The organism is Paraburkholderia sp. PAMB 6770 (genome assembly GCF_057748135.1).
In genome coordinates this window covers 315,281-338,042 of the sequence record NZ_CM173239.1, presented here as the reverse complement: position 1 = coordinate 338,042, position 22,762 = coordinate 315,281, and the positions used below count along the sequence as shown (strand labels likewise).

Here is a 22,762-nt window from a genome sequence, read left to right as displayed (position 1 = left end):
AAGGATCGCCGCCGCTGCGGCGTTGCCTCAGGTCATCACCCATGCGGACGTTTGGCTAGGCCATCAGGAACCGGTCTCCTGCTTGATCGACCTTGTGCGCTACGTGCGCGACATCGGCCTGCGTCCGTCGACCGTCCGACGGGAACCGGCTCGGCACGCACCGATTCACGGTTTGACGGGCGGACGCCCGGTCCACGTCCTCGCGCGAAGCAGCGCCCGGGACGACAGCGCAAACAGCATCGCAGCGGCAACAAGAAGCAGCAGGGTGCCAATTTCCCGGTAAATCAGCACGCCCGCCACCCCGCCGACCAGGAACGACAGGACCGTGAATGCGTGCAGCCGCAGCTTCGCGCCGTATTCCGCAGCTGCTCCCCGGCTTTCCCGGCCGCGCAGCATATCGAACAGCACGCCGAGTTCAATGCCGATGTCCGTCGACATCCCCGATACGTGTGTCGTGCGAACCCGCGCGTCGGAAATGCGCGTGACGACCGCATTCTGGATCCCCATCAGAAAGCTGAGCCCCAGGATCAGCACCGGCCCATGCTCATGCGACGGCACAAGCCATTCGAACAGCCCGAGCAGCCCCATGAGCACCGCTTCGGCCAGGATGCCGATCGCGTAGATACCGTCGATGTCGCGGCGCCGGCCAGCGCTGATCAGCAGCGTCGACGCAGACGCGCCGCCGATGAAGACCAGCACGATGCCCAGATAGAACAGTCCCGTCCACCACTCGCCATCCGCGGCATGGTCGGACAACGACGAAACGTTACCGGTCATGTTGGCCGAAAAGAACCCGACCGCGTGAAAAGCGGCCGTGTTGAGCGCACCCGCCACCGCTGCCAGGGTGCACGCGAGGTTGCGGTCGATGTCGTGGCTACGGGCTTCCCCTTGTGTGAGTAACATGATGGCGCGATGAACCGTCAGGAAATGGTTTAGGGACGTTTATCATCGCATTGTGCATGAGCGGGCGGCAACCCGACGGGCGCGACCGATGCCTGCCTGAACGCGCCTGGCGCCCGTCCGTTATCGTGCCGGTAGGCCGCCGCGTTCGCGGCCACGCGTCCGGCGGTGGTTGCCGGCGCAACCTTTCTCGGCGGGCACCGATGGCCGCGTATCTCCGTGGCCACGAGGGCACACTCGCATTGAAACCAGTCCGGTCGACACATTCGCCTTTCGACCTCGAGCGCCGGACGTCGCGTCCAGCCGGGGACGAACTGGAAGGACTCCGCGTCGTCAGAGGTCGCAGCGAGGGGTCATTTCGCGAGCAGCCAGACCGGATAGCGGTATGGATCACCCACCAGTGTCAGATCATGTGAGGCGATCCACAACGGTATCTCCGTACGGGCTGACAGAGTGCCCGTCGCGTGGTCAACATAAAAAAACGCCGGCAATAGCCGGCGTGAAGAAGTTCCAGCTATCCGAGGGTCAAGCTGGAATCTGAGAGAACTGCGTGTCTGCGATCATACCTCGGGAAGAAGGTCCTAGCGTTCGATGTCTGGATCAGGACCGTCAGGCTGACTATCGCGCTCCGGCGCGGTCCGAAGCTCGCGCACTGGTGCAGGATCGTGCCTTAGCTCGGGGACAACGGCGTCCCGCTGGACCGGCATCGCACGCACAAACTCGACGATGCCGACGGCCATCGCGCGATCGGCACCGGCTGGGGACGCAGCCACTGTCCGCGCCACTTCCCGCCACACGGCAAATGCCATGTCGTGAGCCTGCCACCCAGCCTGGCGTTGCTTTTCGTTCGCCACGGCGCGCCAGTACTTCGGTGTTTCGCCACGCTCCACCATATGCCTGACACCCTGAACGGGATACCGTCGCGTCTCGCCACGCACCCGTCGCGGCGTCGCATTGGCATCCACCCCGTTCGCGCGGAGCTGCTCGGCGAACCGCTCGCGCCAGCGCCGCAGATCCTGCTTTCGCGGATTCAGGCGCCGGCCATCCGGCCCACGCACCTGCACGCTCAGGTGAACATGCGGGTGTGCCTCGTCGTCATGCGCAGCAAACACATAGGCACGCCCATCCCCAAATTCGACGGCCGCAAAATCCCGCGCCGCGTCCTTCACAGCCTGACGGTTCGTACCCGGGCGCATCGACAGCAGGATGTTGAATACCTCGCGACGGGCACTCGTTTCCGGTATCCCCCATCCACCGAATTGCCAGGTCAGTACAAGATCACGTACAGCATCGGCGCCTGCGATCCGGTCCCCGTTCTGGTCTTCCAGCTCAACCTGACCGTTCCGGGAAATATATCGAAGGTGCCGGCGCACCGCGCCGATACCCTGCGCGCCCGATGCCTTGTTCGTGATCTTGATCATCACCTCCGGCGTGTGCCTGAGCGTACGCGCCAGCTGCTCGCGCATACGCGCAGCCTCGTCGCGCAGGCTCGCATGCGAAAGCCGCTGTGCCCGTGCGTGCCTGAACGGCTCCTGAAACAGCCGGTCACCCCAGTTCAGAAGCATCGCATCGATGTAGACCTTCGGATAGGGCATCTCACCGGCTCCATCGATCCAGGTTCGCACGTATCACGACCGACACGACCCGCAGATGCGCATCGATCGCTCCACGGATGGCCTCGATATCCCCGTTCCTATCCTGTGCGGTAGGTCGTATGTGGCCGCCGCGGACAAGTTGTCCGAGCCACCGGCTGATCGAAGCGAGCTGCAAATTCGAATCCGACAGCAGCCGCATTTCCCGCGCGCCGAGCTGGGGTTCGTGCGTCAACTGCGCACGGATCAGCGCAACGATCCAGCGATTCGCGGTCAGGCCTGATGCCTCCGCGCGCAACCCAACCGCCTCAAGTTCGGCCGGCGTCAGCCTGAGTTCGATCCGGGTACGAGGATCATCGACAGCAGTCCAGCGGATATCCGCTTCTATCCCTGGATCACCATTGCCAGCGTCAGCACGCAACGCGGCGGCAACCAGTTGCCGGGCCCCCTCACCAGCGGTCAAGCCCCGGCGAAAGCACCAGCGATCCCAATCCCGTCTCATGCCACCAAGCTCGACACACAGGCGCTCACGTTCACGCACACGCATGACAGCTCCTAGCGCGCAGGCGAAGGTTCGACGGGCGTGTGCACCAGCTCCAGCTCGATATCCCGCGCAGGCGTACGTCCGACCGCAGTGCGTGTCCGGCGATCCCGTTCCGACGGCGCTTTCGGATCGAAGACCTTCGGCCGCGGCACGGGAATTCCCTCGCGACCAAACGCATCGAGCAGCGCTTCCGCACGTCGTTGCACACGCTCGATCGAGCGCGCGCTGAATCCCTGCTCCCGCATCGCGCCGACGAGCACAGCCAGGTGCAGCACCTTATCTTGCTCGGAAACGCTCGGGCGTCGTGATTCGTGGCCGCTTTCGCGCGCGTTCGTCACCACAGATGCCGCGTCTGCTCCCGCTGCGCGTTCGGGTTCCGACACAGATTGCTCCGCCGTACGCTCTCGTCGCATCACATCTATCTGCCAGGTGTTCCGGTGCACATCGCGCTCGTCTTCGCCGATCACCACACCGTGCTCGTCCAGGATCGGTACCTTGACGGTGACGAGCCGTCGCCCCAGGTTTTCAAGTGCGACCTGCTGCCCGGGCTGCGCGCCCGATTCCCGCACTGCACGCTCGAGATCCACGCCCCAGACCACGTAATCTGCACCCGTCGCATCGCGGAACACGACGTAGTACGACTCACTGCGCGCCGGATTATTCTGGTACGGCGCACCGCCGTGCTCGCGCAGCTCGCCGGTATATCGCCTCGGGGTGTCGGATTCGTCGCCCGTCGCCGGCTGTCGCTTCGCGTCAAGAGGCTCTCCCCGCTGAGCATCACGTCGCAGGGCTGCAGATGCGGCACCGTCCGCCACATTCGGCGGCCCGGCGGCTGGTGCGGGGGCAGACGGTGCACGACTGCGCTCTGCCACGTCTATCGGCAAACCCGCAGCGCGCGGCGACGCATCCGCCTCGATCCGGTTGTTCAGACGAACCTTCCGCACATCGGCCAGACGCGCCAGATCAGCGGCCTTTGGCTCATACCCGCTGACCTCGATGCCCAGTAGCGATCCCTGCAGCCACACTTCGCTGCGGAACACCTCATGACCGGACACGCGAATACGACGCCACGATTTCGCCGCCACCATGTCGACCATTGACTCCACCACATCCGGCCGGTTGTGTTCGGTGACGAGGTACGGTCCGATATCCTCGAACGCGAGCTGATAGGGCGCATCCTTCAGAAAATACTGGTTTCCCGCGCGAAGGTAGCGTTTGCGCACGCGTTCCGGCGGCTGGTCTAGCGGCGCGCGAATGGCACCGGCATCTTCTCGTTCCACTGGAGCGTCGCCGGCTGGGCGGGAGGCAGACTGACGGACCGCACCGGCATCGTCCCGTGTGGTCTGATCACGCAGACGCGCCCGCGCCGCGTCGAACTCGCGCCGGCGCCGGGCTGACACCGCATCCAGAGCGGCAGCGTCGAGACGACTGGTATCGCCATCACTTTTCGGGGGTTCAATTGCTGGCGAACGCCCGGAAACATCCTGCTCGATCAGATTGATGACCGGCTCGGCAGGCGACAGGGCTTCAGACATGGTGGGGCTCCTTTCTGATCGGTCATACTTCCTGGTGGTACGTCAAATGGTCTAGCGATCCGGTCCAGGCGGATCCTGCGATGGCGACCGCTCCTTCGACTGCTCGAGCGCTGCTGTACGCGCTTCGCGTATCCGGGCCCACGAGCGTGCCTGTAACTGATCGAGCATCCCCTCGAGATTCGGACTGAAATTCAGCTCCCGGGCGGATTTCTTGAGCGAACCGACCGTGCGGTCGAGCAGGTCACGCGCGCGGTCCCACGGATAAACCTTAGGCCGATCGCCGTCGTATCCGACCTGCAGTTCCGATCCATTGAGCCGGGCATTCTCGTCCATCCATCGCAGCCGCTCCGAGACGAACTCCATCTGTGTCTTCGGATGGAAGACGACGCTGCGCGTCGCCACTTCCTGGATCAGGTAGTGCTCGGTGTTGAAGACCTCGCCGCGGTAAGGTCCGCCGTTCTCGCGCGGCGTGCCCATCCGGAGCGGGAAGCCGAACCGATGTTCGGCCAGTGCCCTGACCTCGTTAGGCACATCCGCTACGGCGAACAATGGTTCGCCAACTGGTGGACGCGTTGGTGCGAAGCGCCTCGGCTCGGCGGCCGGCGTATGACCCGCAGGCACAGCCGTAGACCGCTCACCTGCCGGTTGTGCCTCCGCCGATGCCGTCACCGGCGCAGGTGCTTCCGAGGGAGTATCCGGCTTCGGTGCGCTGCGCTTCGATGTGCGACGACGTGGAGTGTCGTCCCCGGCATTGACGAGTTTTTCCTTCACGTTGCCCATCATGTCCTCCATCGGTTCGTCCAGCTTCCTGCCGTTTGCTGTGCCCGCCAGCGACCCAATGCCATCGACCACCCGCGCGTCATCGCGGCCCACGACTTCGCGCAGACGTTCGCCCACACGATCGAACCCGGACAGCACCGCCATGTCGTTGAAATCGGTTGGAGCCTTGTCGTCAATTCGCGCGTCGGCGGCAAATACGGGTGAGACCACGCGTGCGCGGGATGCGTCTGCGGCCTGTCGGGCTTTGGCCTCACCGGGCCCCAGCTCACCCAGCACGACAATGTCCGCGTCCGGGAACTGTTCGCGCACGGATTCAGCGACGGGCGGCAGGTTGCCGCTCGAGAGCGCAGCCAGCGCCACCCATCCCGTTGCGCGATGTACAGAGAGCATGGTGGCCATGCCCTCGCCGATCAGGATCGGCACTGCCTGCCCGCGTGTTGTGGGCGCAGGCCCGGCAATCCAGTACCCGCCCTTCTTGACGCCCCCGGCCAGTGACGACTTGTTGCCCGCTTCGTCGATCAGCTCCAGTGTGGAAACGGCAGGACCGATCCAGACTGGCACAACCAGCACGCGCCCGGAAAGCGGCCGTGCCTCGCTCGCCGGGGCATACCCCAGCAACGCACGCAGTTCCGGCGCTTCCAGTTCGCGCAGTGCCGGCACGGGATCGAGGCCCTTGCGCACGAGATAGGGGTGCTTTGGACCAACGGGTCGCGCCCATTGCCAGATTTCCTGCGCCTCCAGGGCTGCCGCGGCATGCCGGGCCTGCCGGCGTGCCGCTTCCCGGGCGCGGCGTTCCAGCACATCGGGACCCGGCGCGAGCGCCGTCGCCATCTGGTCCGGGTAGTACCCGCGTCTCAGGTCAAAGCCGTGTTGTCGCGCGAGCCAGAAGAGCGACGCGAGCGTCTTGCCGCCCGACTCCTTCACCGAGCGCCAGGTCGTGCGGGCCGCCCGCTCGTCATAGTTGCCGGCTGTGCGACTCCATTCGTCCCAGATCTCGAAGCCCGCGTCTCCCAGACCGTGCTTCAGTGCAAACGCCATATCGACCCACGTGCCGTAGTCCTCCGCCGGAATCACGGCAAGGGCGGCGCGTACACGGGCGGTTTCGTCCACATGGGGCGTACTCATCGCCGGGCTCCCTCAATCGATGCCGTGTTCGTCCCGGCACGTGTCACCGGATCACGCCTCGCTCGCGCGGACTTTGGCGGCACCAGCTCCGCGACGTCGAGGTCCGCAACCGACAACCGGCGCGTCGCCTGCCCGATACGCTTCGCCGGAACGCCCAGCAGCATGAAGTGCCGTTCGACGTAGGTCGTGACCTCGTCCTCGCTGAGGTCGGCGAGCCGCGGTGGCAGGTCGCGCGGATCCCAGGCCTGCAGCACCTCCAGATACTCGGCCGACAGATGAAGGAGACCCGCACCGTCCGGATCGATCTCGTCAGACGCGACTTCGCGCACACGTCGTTCGATCTGAGCAGTGAAGCGGGCCAGGTCCATGGCCGGCACCGATGGTGCACCCGAGACCCGTGAAGCGAAAACCGGGTCGCACCAGTAGCAGATCCGGTCGGCAAGGATCGGCTTCGTGTTCTCCAACACGATGATTTCCTTGTCGCGCCCCAGTTCCTTGAGTTCCTGCGGCAACAGCAGCGGGCGACGCTGCTCGGACATGCTTTCGCTCGATCCACCGCGGCCGCCGAACATTGAGTTCGGTCGGCTGATGCTGCGCGACTGATCGGTCAAGGTGCCGAGCATCTCGGAATAGTCGTTCGCATCTTTCTGCTCACGCGGCGCATAGAGAATCTGCATCGCGTGGTTCGTGAGGAACGTACGGGCGTCGGCCCGGCCGTAGACCGATTCGAGCTGCGCAATCGACTGCACGACGGAGAGCAGACGCAGGTTGTAGCCCGCCATGTAGGCCACGGCGCGCGCGATGATATGGATCTTGCCGATCGCGGTCATCTCGTCGAGCAGCAACAGGCACTGGAACCGCAAGGCCGGATCCGCCTCCGGCAACTGTTTCGTGTTCAGGTTGACGAGCTGCGAGAACACCAGATTCACGAGCAGCGCAGCCTCGGACAGGTGATCCGGCGTGATTCCGATATAGACCGACATGGGACGCCGACGCACGTCGCGCAGGTCAAAATCGTTGGCGCTCGTTGCCGCGTCGACGATGGGGTTCGCCCAGATTGTGAGCGGCGCGTGGAATGTCGCGAGAATACTCGCCAACACCTTGTCGTCGTTGGACAGAAAGCGGTTCAGGGCATCGACGCACGCGCCCGTCAGCAAAGTTCGATGCTGCACGAGTGCACGCTGCAGGTATGCCTTGACCGGCATGCCGTGGCCGGACGACTGCCGCAGCACCTCGCCCATCGTGACGGGGTAGTCGGGAATGGATTCGCCCTTCCCCGTGCGCCGCGCGTCACGCCACTCACTGAGCAGCAGGACGATGCCGAGAAACAGGTTGCGCGCCTGGTCTTTCCAGAAGTCATCGTGGCCACCGAGCGGATACAGGGCGTAGCCGATCGCCAGAATGTCGCCGACGCGGAACAGGCCATCCGAAATGGCCGACAGCGGGTTGAACCGGTGCGTGCGGCCATCTTCCGCGAACGGGTCGAAGAGATAGACCTCCTGCCCGTGTGCGCGCCGGAATCCTGCCGTGATCGCATAGTTCTCGCGCTTGATGTCGAGCACCACAACCGAACCGGTATAACTCAACAGGTTCGGGATCACGATGCTGACGCCCTTACCTGACCGGGCGGGTGCCGCGAGCAGCACGAACTGCTGTCCGGCAAAGCGCAGATAGCGCCCTCGCCAAGTCCCGACGACAATGGGCGGTGCATCGATCAGCGTCCGCGCATTCATAGCAACCCCGCCGCACGGATTTCTGTTTCGCTGGCAAACCGCGCACTGCCATAGAGACGCCGCCGTCCAGTCCGCTCCCAGATCGAATACAACGCCATCGCCGGGCTACCCACAGCGACCAGCACGCCGAGCAAGGCCGAGCCTGCGAGACGCCGACCTCCGTGCGGCATCAGGCCGTCATGCCAGGCCAGCAGTGCATTGGGCCAGCCCCATAGTCCCGCATGGAACGGGTTCAGCCGCAGGCTCGCGTACAGGAAAAATGATGCAACCCACAGCGATGCCAGCAGAGCTCCCGCAAGAGTCGCAAGAACCGCGACCGTCACCAGGGCGGTACGCGCATGATGTGCTACCGGACCAGCGGTGTCGGAAGGAGTTGAGCGACGACGGTTCGTATCCATGCCGGCCTCAAGAGAAAGTCGTGCGCGCCTTGCGCACCGGATCGAACCAGACTTCCGTCATGCCCCAGCGCTTGCCGGTCTGTTCGCCCGCCTCGTCGTAGAGCGGATACGCCTCCATGTGCGTGACCACGTCGATCGTCAGGGTGAGCAGGCGCTTGAGCGCCGTATCGTCATAGGCTGCGGCTTCGGGGTGCTCCTTCGCCATCAGCGCAAAGCGCTCGATCGCAACCGTGGCGCTTGACGCGTGATAACTAGTGATCGAGCCGGCGTGGCCGGTCGTCAGCAGTTTCAGGAAGTCATGGGCTTCAGCGCCGCGCAGTTCAGCGAGCAGCACGCGATCCGGTCGCATGCGCATCGTGCTCGCGATCAGGTCGGCCGGCGTCACGCGTGCCTGACCATGACCGCCCTTGCTATACAGCAGATGGACGCAGTTCTCGATATGCCGGATGAAGAGTTCGCGGACATCCTCGATCGTCACGATCCGCTCGGTCGAAGGGATCGACCGGCAGAGCGTCTTCATGAAACTGGTCTTGCCCGAGCCGGTATTGCCGACGACCACGATGTTCAGGCGCCCGGTGACGGCCCGCTCGAAGAAGGCACACCAGTCCCGCTCTTCGAGGCACTGCACGAGCTTCTGGTCTGTCGGGCGTAGCGTCGGCAGCACGGCATCGAGCCCATCCGGGCGGTGCCAGACGGTGCCGTCGAACAGCCCTTCGTCGCGATATGCGTCAAGGCTCTTTTCGCGCGCGGAAGGCCGACGGATCGTCACTGAGACGGTGCGCGGTGGCACGACAGGCGGCACCACGATCTGGATGCGCGCGTCACCCGGCAGCAGCGCGGAGAGCACCGGATGCTGGGCCGACACCTCCTGGTTCGTCAGCGTCGCAACCGCGACCGCGAACGACATCAGGCGTTCATAGTCAAGATCAGCGTAGTCGTGACCGTGCCAGCCGAGATGCGTTTCGGTCAGCACACGCTGTGGCCGGTTGATGACCAGTTCAGTCACATTGGCATCGTCGAGCAGTGGCGCGAATGGTCGCATCAGTTCGCGAACCGATGCGTCGTCGGGAAGCCGCGCGAGAATGGTTTCGCGAGACCGGTCCGGTATGTCGGAATGAGCGCTCATCGCGATTCCTCCGGCTCCAGTGCGTAGACAGATCCGAAATCCAGATCGCGCGCAACGACGATCGTGAATTCGGCCCCCTGGTTCTGTGTCAGCGTCGGCGGAATGTTGATCGTGCTGTCGAGCACCCGCGTAGCCATATCGTTGCCCTGCTGCTCGGTGTTCTCGTAGACCACAGAGCCGTTGCTGTTGCCGCCACGCGTAGCCAGATAGCCGATGGCGTCCTCGGTCACGCCCAGCAGCATGGCGGCGCCAATTCGCTGGCCCCAGTGGTTATCGATGTAGCCGTCAACCCCCATGCGCCCGAGCGCGTCGGCGACCGGCGAATCGATCTCGACCGTCACCCCATTGGGTGTCCTGATACGCGCGGCGAGGATGAAGGCGCGCTTCTGCCCTGGCGACAGGTTCGAGCGATATTCACTATTGATCTGTGAACCACGCTCGATCAGTACCACCTTCCCGTCGTCCGAATACACGTTCTTCGTCACCGTGCAGGTGGATATCCCCGCTTCGGTCGAATCGAACGCGGTGTCGCCTGCGCAGTCGATCTTGGCGCCCTGTGCGAGTATCAGGCTGCGATTGCCGAGGAAGCCGGCGCGTACCCGCGGCGTGACGGTCGGCGTAAGCGCCCGGGCGAGCGCACCCGTCCCGTCCTGGCCGCGCATACCGGTCGTACGACCCGGCACCACCACCGTCGGGGCAGCGATGGTGGCCTGGTTATCCGCCGGGGATATGGCGCCCGTCACCAGCAGCGGCGCATCGTAGTAGCTGGATGCAGGTCGAACGGCAGCAGGTACGACCGGCGAATGGCTGACGGCGGTCAACGATGCCGCCCTGACCACGGAAGGCACTGATGCCGCCCTCGCCGGCAACGCGTGGTCATCCCGGAAGACGCGCCCATCGCGTGGGGCCTCCGCAATCGCGTCCCGACGCGCTTTTTCCTGTGCATCGTGACGCGCAACAAATGCATGAACTGTCCAGACCGCCCCCGCACCCGCCACGAGGACGACCACCAGCGGTGTCAGCCACCAGGCGCGTGGACGGGCGCTCCGGTACTGGCCGAGCACCGGCATGCCGCGATCCGCGACCTCTCCGGTCACGCTATCGGAGTCCGGGTCGCGCCCGCGCCGTCCCCGGTCAGGCGACTCATCGGGGTCGATCATGTTGCGAGGCCCACGCCCGTTCAGTGGGTCATTCATCACTGTGACTCCGCAGGATCCGCCTGACGCCAGGGACCGTCGTGCCGTCATGGGGCGGTACGCCATTCACGTCGTAGGCGTCATTCCAGATCCCCACGACCTCGCTGCCCAGACGTAGCACGAAGCGTCTGGCCACTTCGTGGATCACGATTGTGTTGCCGTCCATGTGCCGGTTGACCGTGCTCTCGCTACCGTCACCGGCAACCCGGAAGATCGCCGGGATACGCCGGTTGGCCGGGATGCGGATATAGGTGAACCGTCCGTCGTCCCATGCTGCCGTCGGCGCGATGTCGTCCGAGTGGGGCATGATCTGCATCGAATACCGCGTGTTGCGCACTACGGGCGGTGCGGCAAGACGCTGCGCGACAAGTGCCGCAGACGCTCGCACACGAGCCTGAACCGCCTCCTCACCCGGGTAGATGAAGGTCACGCGGTACATCTCCTCGTCATTTCCGAATTTCGCCGTCAGTGGCAGCACCACCAGATCGAAGCTGTAGCTGCGCCTGTCAGTGCGGATCTCCAGGTTCGAGTCGTGTGCGGCCAGATCGGGCTTCAGGTACACGTCATGGTCACCCTTGTTCGCCACGATCTGCCATCCGTCCCGGTCGCCCGGCGCCACCACCTCGATGTGCTCATGTGGGTCGAGTGCGATGTGCGTGGCAAAGCCGCGTTGCGCCTGAATACGCACCACCGCGTCGGGGCCGTAAACAACCTGCCGCACCCGTGGATCGTCAGACCATCCCGGCACGGTATAGGCCCGCACAACCGGGCTCATCACCAGCAGGCACGCGAACCCTATTACCTTCAGTGGAAGCCGTTTCATCGCGTCTCTCCGGCCACTGCCGGCGAAGGCGGTGGCGTATATTCCGGATCGCGGCTGTATGCCGTGACCTTGAAACCGAACGGATTGGCGACGGCAACGCTTTCCCGGGTAAAGACGGATGGCCGATAGGTATAGGCGAGCGTGATGACGAAACGCTGGGGCGGCGCGGCATCAGGCTGGCCATCCCTGTAGGTCGTCCGCTCGATGTGGACGACGGCGTGCCCCGGCTCATCAGAGGGAAGCGTTGTCGAAAGAATCCGCACACGAAGCTCAGCGTTCGGACCCAGTTGCCGGTCGAGCGCATCCGGGCCGATGTAGATCGCGCGGTAATCGCGCGCGACTCCGTCGTTGCTCATCGCGAGCACATTGTCGTAATCCATCTGCAGCAGGCCCCAGTCATAGCGTTCGCGCTCACGCACGTACGCCTCGACCCAGTGCTTGTCCTCGATGTTCTTCACCGGGATGTGCCGCGCGTCGAGCACGTCGATCACCTGGGCCTCCCCCGTCAGGCGATCCACCTCGATCGGAAGCGGCACGACCCGATAGAACGGCACCATGACGGCCAGCGCCATGACACTCAGCACGGCCACGGCAACCGCCCCATACGCGACATGCCACGCCCGGCGTTCGGAGCACTCCTGCAGGTGTGTCAGCGACGCCTCGATGTCGAGCACACGCTCGTAGTCCCCGGAAGCGCTCATCGCCCGCCTCCCGCGGTCGGCGTGCGAGACAATACAGACGGCACAGACGGCACCGATACCGGTACCGGTGGCACGCGATTGATGGGTACACGATGCAGACCGTCCGGCAGAACCGGCTTCGGGGGTACGGAATCGCATCCACTGATCAGGACAACGAAATTTATGAAAAGAAATTTGCCCATGAATCTGTGCATGACAGTCTCCTCAGTTCCCGAACGACGCTGGTACCATCTGGTCCTGCAACCGGGCGGTGTTGCGTGCCCGGCTCAATACCAGTTCGCTCTGCTGCTCGGTGACAAGCTTGTCTTCCGTCCGGGCCAGCATCCTGAAAAGCTGCAGCTTCGTCATTTCGCTGCCGACCGCCGCGCTTTCCGCCTGGATACGCGCCTGCAGTTCCGCGATGCCTTTTGGGTCCTGCGTGACATCGATCTGCTGCATCAGGCTCTGGATCTGGTTCAGTTCCTGCAGTTCTGTCTGGTAGGCCTGCTGGCCAAACGCCTTGTCCTGGAACGGCTTGTTCAGCGCCCGCTGGCAAACCTGCCGGTCGATGCCGCTCTGGTCTTCGCAGTTGTAGATTTCGCTCGCTGAACGCAGCGTCTGCGCGCTTCCGGTAAGGCCCGCGTAACCGCCGTTCTGTACCGCCGTATAGATGCTCTGCCAGTTCGGCGGCAATGAGCTGGCAATCACGGGATTGCCCAGCAATGCGCCAAACCCTCGCGTACCCACCGTCGACCGATAGATCTGGATTTCCTGCTGGACCTCATTCTTCAGTTGCCCGACGGTCGCAATGGCCTGGATCACGTTCTGCGCGTCGTAGACCGGGATCCCCTGCGCGTAGCCTGCCGAGGCCAGTAGTGCCCATAACGACACGATGCCTGCCACCCTGAATCGTCCTGTCATGATGACCTCCTCACCGTCCACTGCCCTGCTGCCCGAGATGGGCGCGGGCTACCCGCTGATAGGCTGGCAGCCCCCCACCTCCTGAATTTCCGGATCCACCCCCACGACCGCCGCCCGGGCCAGCCTGCCCGCGAATCGTGCCACCGGGGCGCGGGCCGTTCCCGCCACCGGCGAGCGTGCGTCCCATCAGGGCAACGATGCGGCGCGATGCCATCCCCGCCGCGAACGCACCGAACCCGGACAATGTGGCGCCGCCGGAGAGGCCCGAGGCGACCGACGGGAGCTGCCAGCCGACCATCGCGAGAAAAATCGCAGTCGCGAACATGCCGAGCGCCGCGCCCCACGGCGCCGAGGCTTCGAGGGCTGCCTGCCCCGCCGCGACAAGCGCAGCGCTGTCTGTGGTCGGTGGTGATACCGTCACCCGGAATGGCGCAAGCTCGGTCGAAAATGCCGTCAGTGCCATCCCCAGAAAGGCTGCCACCAGGATCTGCAGCAGGGCATAGTTCGCAACCTTCGCGGTCCACGCCTCGAAAAAGCGCGCCGTCGGAGTAAATGCGGCGCACGCGATAAAGATCGGCCCGATACCCAGCACCAGATCGAGCAGCATCCTTGCCATCACGACCTCGAAGGCGAGCACGATGAGGAAAATCGACCCGCCCAGTGCGGCGACGAACCCGCACACGACGTCGCCGATGCCCGCTACGATGCCGGTGAAGCTCAATCCCTCATGGGCTGCCTTCACGGCATAGGCATCGAGCACCAGATCGACCTGCTGGTCGTAGCAGTCGAGCGTCTCGTAGATCGTGGTGGCGCTGCCGCCCGTCACGCTGCTGCCGCTGACCGGGCCGCATCCCGGGTTGCCGCCGCCCGTGGTGCTGACAGCGCTCTGGATCGTCTGGGCGAGGCCCGACGTCGCACCGCTGATGGCCGCCACAACCTGCTGCTGGTAGAGGCCGCTGCCCAGTGCGAACGCGAGGATGACGGCCACTTTCAATCCTCGCCACGCGAACGCGGGTACGGCCTCGTGCGCCTCCCCCCGTACGATCGCAAGGCCATAGGCGATGATCCAGATCGTCACAGCCGTCGTCACGACGGGAAACAGCGCGCCCGACAGCGCCGACGAGACGTTCGTGACGTAAGTCGACATGCCGTTTTCGAGCGTACCGCCGATTGCGGTAAAGAGGCCGCTCATCGCGCACCTCCTGCACGTGGTACCTGGGTCGCCCGGCGCTTCGCCAACTGCGCGTGAAAGACCGGCAGCCAGACGTCGGGATCCTCACCCACCTGGGCGCGAATCGTGTCGAGGAGTTCGACGTTGTCGGTCGTACCTGACAGGACATCGAGCACGTCGCCAAGCCCCGCGAGATCGAGCTTCCCGATCGCGGACCGGTGCCCCTGCTTGACCAGGAACATCCGGCTGTTCTCGCCAAGATTGCGCACGATACTGAATTCGGCTTCGGTCAGCTTGAAACCATGCACGTAGTCGTCGTAGTCGGCCCGCGGGTTCGGCAGAAAGAAAAAGGTCGCGCTCTGCTCGATCAGTGCCCGTGCGATATCGCTGCGCAGCACATCCGCTGGTGACTGGGTGTCGAAAACGCCCAGCCCGTTCTGCTTGCGGATCGTCTTCTGCTTGTTCTTCGCAAAGTCCGTGAAGACCGGATCACCCAGCCGCTTCCAGAATTCGGTCATCACGTAGAGGAAGCGCCGGCCGTCGATCAGGCTTTCCGTCAGATGCAGCAGGTACATCGTCACAGGCGTCGAGATTTCCGCGTCATCGAGCAGTTCGGTGTCGTCGAAGCCGAAGAGATTCGCGCGTGTGAGGTCCACGGTGTCGGTCGGATTGTCGAGCACCCAGCCGAGACGCCCACCGGCACACCATCTGGCGAGACGCGCATGCAGGCTGTTCTCGCCCACGTTCGGCAGCAGTTGCCGCACCATCGACAGGCGACGCAGTGGCCGCTCCATGCGGGCGACCTCGCGCACCGCGCGCGAGAGGTCGAGTTCGTCTTTGGCGGACAACGGCAAACCTGTATCGACGAGCTTGCGCACCAGCCGCTCCCAGAAGTCGAGCACGGACTCGTCCGGCGTCATCTGGAAAGGGTTGAGCCCGGTCGCCTCGCCGCGGCGGAACACGGTATAAATGCCGCCCATCGCACGGATCGCGATCTCGGTGCCGCGATCCTTGTCGTACAGCACCGCAGTCACCCCAAACTTCGTCGCCATTGCGAGCAAAAACAGTTCAAGCACCGTCTTGCCCGCACCGGCCTGGCCGATGATCTGGGTATTGGCGAGCGCTTTCTCGTCGGCCGAATCCTGCTTCTCGGGCGTCGCGTGGAAATTCAGGTACAGCGGCTGGCCGCTCGGCGTCTTGACGATCGTGATCGCCTCGCCCCATGGATTGCCGTCGCGCTTGCCGGTCGCGAAATTGTGCAGACTGGCGAGACCACAGAAATTGCGAGACGTCAGCTTCGCTTCGCGCGGCCGGTAGCGCCAGTTGCCGGGCAACTGAGCGAACCATGCGGCATCCGCCACGAGGTCGATCAGCGCAGTCTGGAAACCTGCTTCGGCAAGCTGCGTGCGGGCCTTCGCGACATGCTTCGAGACTGCCGCGGGCGTATCGGCCAGCACCGCGAGCGAATAGTGATATTCGCCCAGCACGAAGTTGCCGTTGATCAGGTCGTTGAGCGCCTGGTCCATCGCCTCGACCTGGGAGACGGCCACATCCTCGCCGGCGATCAGCTGGTTGCGCTGACGCTCCAGCGCTTCCTTCGCACCAGGCTTATCGAGGATCGTGAAGCTCTGCGTCTCGATATACTCGAAGTCGCCATACAGGAGGCCATTGAGCATGCCCGGCTCGGTTTCCTCGGGATAGTCCTTCAGGTCGAGCAGTGCAGCGTATCGCGTCGCGGACGGCATGCGGATCTCGATCTTCTCGACGCCTACGAACAGGCGCGCGGTTGGCAGCGCCTCACGGATCGCTCCTGAGGGAACCGGCCCAGGTTCCCACACCGTGTTGACGAGATAGCCAAGCAGTTCGAGCGCCGATGAGAACCGTTGCGCTTGCATCGTGAACGGACTCGACCTGCGATAGACCCCGAGCGCCACCGGGTCGTAGGGTTTCAACCCCGACTCGATCTGGGCGCCGAGTTCGTCCATCACTTTCAGCGCGTCCTGCTGGTCGCGCCTGATGTCCTCGCGGGTACGGCGCGCCGCACGGCTGACGACGCGCCCGAGCTTCGTGCGGGTGGGCCGATAGACGAGCGTCAGATACAGCTCGTTGGCCATCATCCGGTAGCCCTCGAAGCTCGCGTAATAGCGGGTAGCCAGTTCCTGGCAGAAGCGGTTGCCATACGGCGTGGCAAAGTGGTCCGATACACGCCGGCGCAGCCGGTGTGACCAGAGCGCGATGTGACCACCAGGCAGTGCGCGTACAAGCTGGTTGAATCCTTCGTGACGCACCAGGATGTCGGCCGGATCGGCCGCCTCGAATGCGATACCCGCAACCCTCCAGATCCGCAGGTAATCGCCCTCGCGCGTCCTGATCACCTGATCGGTGACGTGCGTCGAGTAAGGGATGTAGTCAGCAAGCGCCACCTCGCGGCTGGCAACGGTGCCGTGTGCCGGATCAGCGTGCATGTCATCCCCTCCTCTTCAGGCGAACCGGCGTGTAGGCACGCGCCCCCCAGAACCAGCGATTGCCCTGCCGGACGACCATGCGCAGGCGCAGTACGTACTGCGCAAGGCGCTGATCGTCGCGGCGTGTGACGACGCGCATGGCGACGAACACCGGAATCATCAGGAACAGGAGCCCGACACCGATCGGCGGGCTGGCAAGCAACGCCCAGATAGACGGGATCAGCATGCCGCCACCGACCATGAGGACTGGCACGAGCGGCACACCCCAGAGCATCGCGGGCCGCGTGCACCCCTTGAAGACCGCATCCCTGAGCGGATTAACAGGCGAGTTCGTGATCGGGTTCATGGTTGCCGGCTCCGGATCAACTCGTCGGAATCAGCATGCCGGCGATCACCGTCGCACAGCCGACAAAAAGACCGCCAATGAACACGTTCGCGATGTCGCCGAACCGCGCGTGCTGGAACATCATCCGGAAGCCTGCCCAGATGATCGAAATCGAGCAGATCACGCCGCCCACACCCAGCAGGGTCGTCTGGATCGTGTCCAGCAGCGTATTGACCTGTGACAGCTGCGCCCAGGCGGGCGTGGCGATGAGCCACATCGATATCGCCAACGGGACCCCTCGCGCCCACCGTTCTTCGACACCGGGCCACCGGACTCTCTCCTGCCTGGTGCCTGTACGGTCTTGTGTTTCCGATTTCATGCGTCGCTCCTGTTCGCCTGCAAAATCGAATGCCGTGCCTGTCCTTCCGCACCCTCCGCCTACGCTTCAGAACACCACCGCGCTCCAGACCCGCTCGCCGCCCGGATCTACGGGCGGCGGCAGCCCTTGTTCCGCTCGCCGCGGCGAATCGATCGCACGTCTGGACCGAACGTGGCCGCTGGCCACATCGGACGTCACCGGCTCGACCGGAATCGGTGCGATGGCTGGAACGAGGACGGGGGATACCGGACGGGGCGGCAGCGCGCTGCTTGCGATGTGTTGCACGTAGCCGATGCGGTAGCCGGTCGAAAAATTACCGCTCGCATAGCACGAGAGGCCCGCCCGGAGCGCTATCTGCGGGTTGGCATAAATGTGGCGCGCCGCCATGAAGCAGTTCTGGAGAATCGCCGCGCCTACCGCGAGGTTGCGGCATGGGTCGAACGCGGTCCGCCCGGTAAGCCCATACCGCGGCCAGTTCACACGGTTGACCTGAGCGAGCCCTGCGCTGAAGCGCCAGCCGTTCGCCTCAAGCGCGCGTGCCGTCACCATGGCTTGCGCCGCGGTGGTCGGTTGCCGCACGAGCCGCCCACGTACCACGCCGATCGCATACGGATTGAAGTCCGATTCGGCGCGCACCACCGCTGCCAACGTGACCGGTGAGATCTGCGGGGCGCACTGCCGCGCAAGCATCAGAAAGTGAAGCGGCATGATCAGCGCCCTCCCGCCGATCGGCCGTCCTGCCCGATCCTTTCCTTCGGGAAAGGCCTGGCCGACCGTGTCCGGTCGGCAGGCCGCTGCGTGCTACCGACACGATAGAACCCGGTGTTCGTCGGACCTGGTCGGTCGACGCCCCACCAGACACGGGCATAGGGCTGGCCATCGACGTTAATTGCGCCGGAGGCACGGCAACGCAAGATGCCCCGTTCAGGGCCGCCCCAATACACGGGATCTTCGCGGCAATAGCCGCCGCTCGCGAACGTATCGGTTGCGAACGCGCCTCGCGCGCGACAGCCGCCGAAATCGCAGGTCGGGAGTGAATCGTCGTAACGCAGCGCGCGCCATAACCGCTCCATCGGCGGCAAGCGCCCGCCGTACTGCTGCGTTTCAGCGGGACCGGGAAGGTACAGGATGACCTGGCAGCCCCAGTTATCCGCACGGGCGACATTGGACCATGCCGTTGCGAGTCCAGCCACCGTTGCGCAGACCACGATACGGCGCCGGCACATCATGAACGTATGGGCGCAGCGCGCTCGATGCGGATAACACACGACGAGGAATATGCGCAAGGCAATACCCCGGCCAGGTTGGGGAAATGCCACCAGAATCGGTTTCATGACTGTCGTCCTCGGAGCAGGGTACCGGGTATCGACAGGTGAACCGGGGGGAATAACGAAGATATGTCCGGAAACAAAAAAGCCTGCGAACGCAGGCTTCTTCGGGAACGACTCAACATACTGACCGGTTGTACTGACGTCGATACATCGGGACCGCTAACGCGTACTCGGTCGTGCGCCGCACGTTGACCGGATCAGATTGTTGGTTTCAATCTAGGCCAGTACTCATGCATATGCAAGGCGTCAAAAGCGGAACACAATGAGTCGTCGTTCCCTGGACTACCGTGCCGGTCTCACCGGTTCCCCAAAAAATTTTCATGGCTCGGCTGTCGCAAGGAATTCTTTCTGGTCAGACGCCGTTCGTTCCAGTAGGTGCAACTGCCTTGTACATGTCGAGCCTTACGCTGCCATCGCTGGCTTCGCATGTTCCAACGATCTCGTCGACAGGAGCCTGTTGGGCATGAGCGGCTATCCCTCGCAAACCACTTCCAAGCCTGTACACCGCGATCCGGCGAGCCGAGTTCGTTAGCTAGAGCGTGTTAGGCACTTTGGATAATGGGCACAGCATGGACGAGCATGAGCATGGCAAAGACGACAAAGTGCAGGCCCGCCAGGGTTTCAGGCAAGCGCTCATAGTCGCGTGCCAGCCGCCGGAAGCGGTTGAGCCATCCGAAGCTGCGCTCGACCACCCAGCGACGCGGCAGCAGCACGAAGCCCTTTTTCGCCTCGGGCAACTTGATGACCTGCAATTCCATACCTTCGTCACGAGCGGCCTGTGCCGCCGTGTCACCCGTATAGCCCTGGTCTGCAAAGGCGAGTTTCACTGTCTGGCCGGTGACGTGCTGAACCTGGCGCGCCAGCTCGCCCACCTGCGCACGCTCCTGCTCGTTGGCCGGCGTAATGTGTACCGCGAGCAGCAGGCCCAGGGTGTCGACGGCCATATGAACCTTGCTGCCCCGCTTGCGTTTGTGACCGTCATAGCCCGCGCGCGGACCGCTCTCACACGTGGACTGCAACGTGCGGCCATCCAGGATAACCGCACTGGGCTGGCCCTGCCGCTCCTGTGCCACGCGCAGCACCGAGCGCAAATCGTTGACCATCGCCTCGAAGCAACCCGCGTTAAGCCAGCGTTGCGTTTGCTGGTAGACCATCTCCCACGGCGGAAAATTAGTCGGCAGCATGCGCCACGACGCACCGGCGCGCGCCATCCAGCGCAGCGCGTTGAACATTTCGCGCAGTTCGTATCGGCGCTGCGGCGCGCCTTCGTTCATCAAGACCAGGTAGGGAGCGGCGAAGCTCCATTCCTCGTCCGAAACGTCCGTGGGATATGGCTTGCGTTCTGGCATTCCGCCAGGTTACCAGGTTTGACCGAAAGTACCTAGAAGGTGTTATGCACTTTTGTTAAGGGCTGCAAAGTGGACGAGCATAAGCACGGAGAATACGACGAAATGCAAGCCAGCCAAGGTTTCGGGCAATCGCTCGTAGTCTCTGGCCAGACGGCGGAAGCGGTTAAGCCAGCCGAAGCTGCGCTCCACCACCCAGCGGCGCGGCAACAGCACGAACCCCTTTTTCGCCTCCGCCAGTTTGATTACCTGAAGCTCGATTCCTTCGTCGAGTGCTGCCTGCGCAGGCTCCTCGCCGGTATATCCCTGATCGGCGAACGCCACCTTGACCGTCTGGCCCGTGGCCTGCTGAACCTGACGTGCCAGTTCTCCGACCTGCGCGCGCTCCTGTTCGTTGGCCGGCGTCACATGCACCGCAAGCAGTTGCCCCAATGTGTCCACCGCCATGTGCACTTTGCTGCCTTTCTTGCGTTTGTACCCGTCGTAGCCTGCGCGTGGACCGCTCTCGCACGTCGACTGCAGCGTACGGCCATCGAGGATGACTGCACTGGGCTGACCTCGGCGATCCTGCGCCACCCGGATAATCGAACGCAGGTCATTGACCATGGCCTCGAAACAGCCCGCCTGAATCCAGCGCTGCGTCTGCTGGTAGACCGTCTCCCACGGCGGAAAATCATTGGGCAGCAGACGCCACGGTGCACCCGCACGGACAATCCAGCGCAAAGCGTTGAACATCTCGCGCAATTCGTAGCGACGCTCAGGCGCGTCCTTGTTCATCAAGGTCAGGTACGGAGCGGCGAAGTACCACTCTTCGTCCGATACATCCGTTGGGTAGGGTCTGCGTCTTTTCATCCCGCCAGGGTACCAGGTCTGGCCGAAAGTTCATAACACCTTCTAACACGCTCTAGCGCGTTCCGGGCGAGTTCTCACAAAGCCTTGGCCAATGGGAGCCGTTCGCCTTCACCGTTACGCGGTGACTCAAGCGACGCTTCGATGATGCCTCGCCGTCTCTCAGAGACAACGCGCAACGCACAGCCATCAAGCTTTAGTACGGCTTGCGGAGCGCCAGCGTGATATGGAGGAGGCCGAGACGGAAGGCAAGCAATTCAAGCGCAGCCGTGATTTGAGCGCCAAAACGCTCCAGGCGCCGGCTCGAGGTGCCGCCGCGCCACCACGCACGGCTCACAGGTTCTGCCGCCGCGTGCGGAAGTAATGTTGCGCCAGCGCGACCCAGTACCGGACGCCAGTCGGGATAATGTCGTCATTGAAGTCATATTTCGGGTTGTGCAAACCCGCCGACACGGTGCCTGCGTTGCCAATCAGTACATAGGTGCCGGGTCGTTGCTCCAGCATGAAGCCGAAGTCTTCCGACGTCATATTGACCGGCACGTCGGGCCGCACGCGTTCATCGCCGAAGGTCTCCCGAATCACCGTTTCACACAGTGCGGTCTCGGAAGGGGTGTTGATGGTGGCCGGATAGTACTGGAAGAATTTAACCTCGACTTGTGCGCCGTACGCGCCTGCCAGCCCTTCGCACACCAACTGGATATCGCGCTGCAACTTCTGCTGCATCACCGCCGACAGCGTGCGGATTGTGCCGCGTAACTCGGCGCTATCGGCGATCACGTTATCGGTGTCGCCCGCGTGCATCATGCAAACGGAGATTACCGCAGGGTCCGCCGGGTCTTTGTGTCGCGCCGCGATGGTCTGGCATTGCAACACCATCGAGCAAGCCAGCGGGATCGGATCGAGGCCCAGATGCGGTTGCGCTGCGTGTGCACCCTTGCCCGTCACCGTAATCTGGAAGCGCGAACCCGCCGCCATAATCGGGCCGTAGCGCAAGCCGAAATGTCCAGCGGGCAAACCGGGCCAGTTGTGCATACCAAATACGGCCTCAGTGGGACAATGCGCGAACAGCCCGTCGTCGATCATCTTTTGCGCGCCCGCTCCGCCTTCTTCGCCGGGCTGAAAGACAAAGTGCACGCTGCCGGGCAACTGCGGCAATGCTTTCAGGATGCGCGCGGCGCCCAGCAACATCACCGTATGTCCGTCATGGCCGCAGGCGTGCATAACGCCATGTGCGCACGATGCGTGCGTGAAGTCGTTGGCTTCGTGGATTGGTAGCGCGTCGAGATCCGCGCGCAGCACGATTCCCCAAGCCGGATTCTCACCGGGCAGGCTCGCGACCACGCCCGTTCCGCCGAGTCCTCGCGACACCTCGTACCCCAGTACCGTCAACTCGCGGGCGACGACGCCCGCCGTGCGGTGCTCCTCGAATCGAAGTTCGGGATGGGCGTGCAGATCGCGTCGCAACTTCTCCCAATGCGGGTGATACGCGACCAGCGATGACTCGACAATAGCAGCGGTATCCAAATCAACACCTTTCGAAAAC

The 22,762-nt window shown here is 63.8% G+C and carries 21 protein-coding genes; all 21 read right to left on the bottom strand.

Going from position 1 to position 22,762, the window contains the following annotated elements; translation table 11 throughout:
• Positions 1–165: 165 nt before the first annotated feature.
• Entirely contained in the window at positions 166–903 is a 738-nt protein-coding gene (locus AC3AP7_RS19105; RefSeq protein ID WP_487364145.1) for a YoaK family protein, read from the bottom strand.
• A 578-nt stretch (positions 904–1,481) separates the two neighbouring features.
• On the bottom strand, positions 1,482–2,495 hold the full coding sequence (locus tag AC3AP7_RS19100; RefSeq protein ID WP_487364144.1) for a relaxase/mobilization nuclease domain-containing protein: 1,014 nt from the start codon (positions 2,493–2,495) through the stop codon (positions 1,482–1,484).
• A gap of 1 nt (position 2,496) precedes the next feature.
• A complete protein-coding gene (locus tag AC3AP7_RS19095; protein WP_487364938.1) occupies positions 2,497–3,033 on the bottom strand; it encodes a plasmid stabilization protein in 537 nt (178 codons plus the stop codon).
• A gap of 14 nt (positions 3,034–3,047) precedes the next feature.
• Positions 3,048–4,571 (bottom strand): LPD7 domain-containing protein, encoded by a 1,524-nt coding sequence (locus tag AC3AP7_RS19090; RefSeq protein WP_487364143.1) that lies wholly within the window; start codon positions 4,569–4,571, stop codon positions 3,048–3,050.
• 51 nt (positions 4,572–4,622) lie between these two features.
• The gene (locus tag AC3AP7_RS19085) at positions 4,623–6,476 is read right to left on the bottom strand and encodes a PriCT-2 domain-containing protein (RefSeq protein WP_487364142.1); all 1,854 of its coding nucleotides are present in this window, start codon (positions 6,474–6,476) and stop codon (positions 4,623–4,625) included.
• Positions 6,473–8,209, bottom strand: a complete 1,737-nt coding sequence (locus tag AC3AP7_RS19080) for a type IV secretory system conjugative DNA transfer family protein (protein WP_487364141.1) — start codon at positions 8,207–8,209, stop codon at positions 6,473–6,475. The genes AC3AP7_RS19085 and AC3AP7_RS19080 overlap by 4 nt, the downstream gene beginning before the upstream one ends.
• Positions 8,206–8,607 (bottom strand): hypothetical protein, encoded by a 402-nt coding sequence (locus AC3AP7_RS19075; RefSeq protein WP_487364140.1) that lies wholly within the window; start codon positions 8,605–8,607, stop codon positions 8,206–8,208. The genes AC3AP7_RS19080 and AC3AP7_RS19075 overlap by 4 nt, the downstream gene beginning before the upstream one ends.
• A 7-nt stretch (positions 8,608–8,614) precedes the next feature.
• Positions 8,615–9,733 (bottom strand): P-type DNA transfer ATPase VirB11, encoded by a 1,119-nt coding sequence (gene virB11, locus AC3AP7_RS19070; protein ID WP_487364139.1) that lies wholly within the window; start codon positions 9,731–9,733, stop codon positions 8,615–8,617.
• Positions 9,730–10,893 (bottom strand): type IV secretion system protein VirB10, encoded by a 1,164-nt coding sequence (virB10, locus tag AC3AP7_RS19065; protein ID WP_487364138.1) that lies wholly within the window; start codon positions 10,891–10,893, stop codon positions 9,730–9,732. Before virB10 ends, virB11 begins: the two co-directional genes overlap by 4 nt.
• Positions 10,894–10,921: 28 nt before the next feature.
• On the bottom strand, positions 10,922–11,752 hold the full coding sequence (locus AC3AP7_RS19060; RefSeq protein WP_487364137.1) for a TrbG/VirB9 family P-type conjugative transfer protein: 831 nt from the start codon (positions 11,750–11,752) through the stop codon (positions 10,922–10,924).
• Positions 11,749–12,453 (bottom strand): VirB8 family type IV secretion system protein, encoded by a 705-nt coding sequence (locus AC3AP7_RS19055; RefSeq protein WP_487364136.1) that lies wholly within the window; start codon positions 12,451–12,453, stop codon positions 11,749–11,751. The genes AC3AP7_RS19060 and AC3AP7_RS19055 overlap by 4 nt, the downstream gene beginning before the upstream one ends.
• 204 nt (positions 12,454–12,657) lie before the next feature.
• Positions 12,658–13,353, bottom strand: a complete 696-nt coding sequence (gene virB5 / locus AC3AP7_RS19050; protein WP_487364135.1) for a P-type DNA transfer protein VirB5 — start codon at positions 13,351–13,353, stop codon at positions 12,658–12,660.
• Positions 13,354–13,363: 10 nt separating this feature from the next.
• On the bottom strand, positions 13,364–14,545 hold the full coding sequence (locus tag AC3AP7_RS19045; protein ID WP_487364134.1) for a TrbL/VirB6 family protein: 1,182 nt from the start codon (positions 14,543–14,545) through the stop codon (positions 13,364–13,366).
• The gene (locus AC3AP7_RS19040; protein ID WP_487364133.1) at positions 14,542–16,989 is read right to left on the bottom strand and encodes a VirB4 family type IV secretion/conjugal transfer ATPase; all 2,448 of its coding nucleotides are present in this window, start codon (positions 16,987–16,989) and stop codon (positions 14,542–14,544) included. The genes AC3AP7_RS19045 and AC3AP7_RS19040 overlap by 4 nt, the downstream gene beginning before the upstream one ends.
• A 1-nt stretch (position 16,990) precedes the next feature.
• The gene (locus AC3AP7_RS19035; RefSeq protein ID WP_487364132.1) at positions 16,991–17,335 is read right to left on the bottom strand and encodes a VirB3 family type IV secretion system protein; all 345 of its coding nucleotides are present in this window, start codon (positions 17,333–17,335) and stop codon (positions 16,991–16,993) included.
• Between the two features lie 16 nt (positions 17,336–17,351).
• Positions 17,352–17,693, bottom strand: a complete 342-nt coding sequence (locus AC3AP7_RS19030) for a TrbC/VirB2 family protein (RefSeq protein WP_487364131.1) — start codon at positions 17,691–17,693, stop codon at positions 17,352–17,354.
• 66 nt (positions 17,694–17,759) lie between these two features.
• Positions 17,760–18,383 carry a lytic transglycosylase domain-containing protein gene (locus AC3AP7_RS19025; protein ID WP_488324852.1) on the bottom strand — a complete coding sequence of 208 codons (624 nt, stop codon included), beginning with the start codon at positions 18,381–18,383 and terminating at the stop codon, positions 17,760–17,762.
• A gap of 20 nt (positions 18,384–18,403) precedes the next feature.
• Positions 18,404–19,027, bottom strand: a complete 624-nt coding sequence (locus AC3AP7_RS19020) for a hypothetical protein (protein WP_487364129.1) — start codon at positions 19,025–19,027, stop codon at positions 18,404–18,406.
• A gap of 539 nt (positions 19,028–19,566) precedes the next feature.
• Positions 19,567–20,373, bottom strand: coding sequence for an IS5 family transposase (locus tag AC3AP7_RS19015; RefSeq protein ID WP_487363172.1), 807 nt, complete (start codon positions 20,371–20,373; stop codon positions 19,567–19,569).
• Between the two features lie 42 nt (positions 20,374–20,415).
• Positions 20,416–21,222: an IS5 family transposase gene (locus AC3AP7_RS19010; RefSeq protein WP_487364128.1), complete on the bottom strand. Its 807-nt coding sequence runs from the start codon at positions 21,220–21,222 to the stop codon at positions 20,416–20,418.
• Positions 21,223–21,552: 330 nt separating this feature from the next.
• The gene (locus AC3AP7_RS19005; protein ID WP_487364127.1) at positions 21,553–22,743 is read right to left on the bottom strand and encodes a M20 aminoacylase family protein; all 1,191 of its coding nucleotides are present in this window, start codon (positions 22,741–22,743) and stop codon (positions 21,553–21,555) included.
• Between the last annotated feature and the right edge of the window lie 19 nt (positions 22,744–22,762).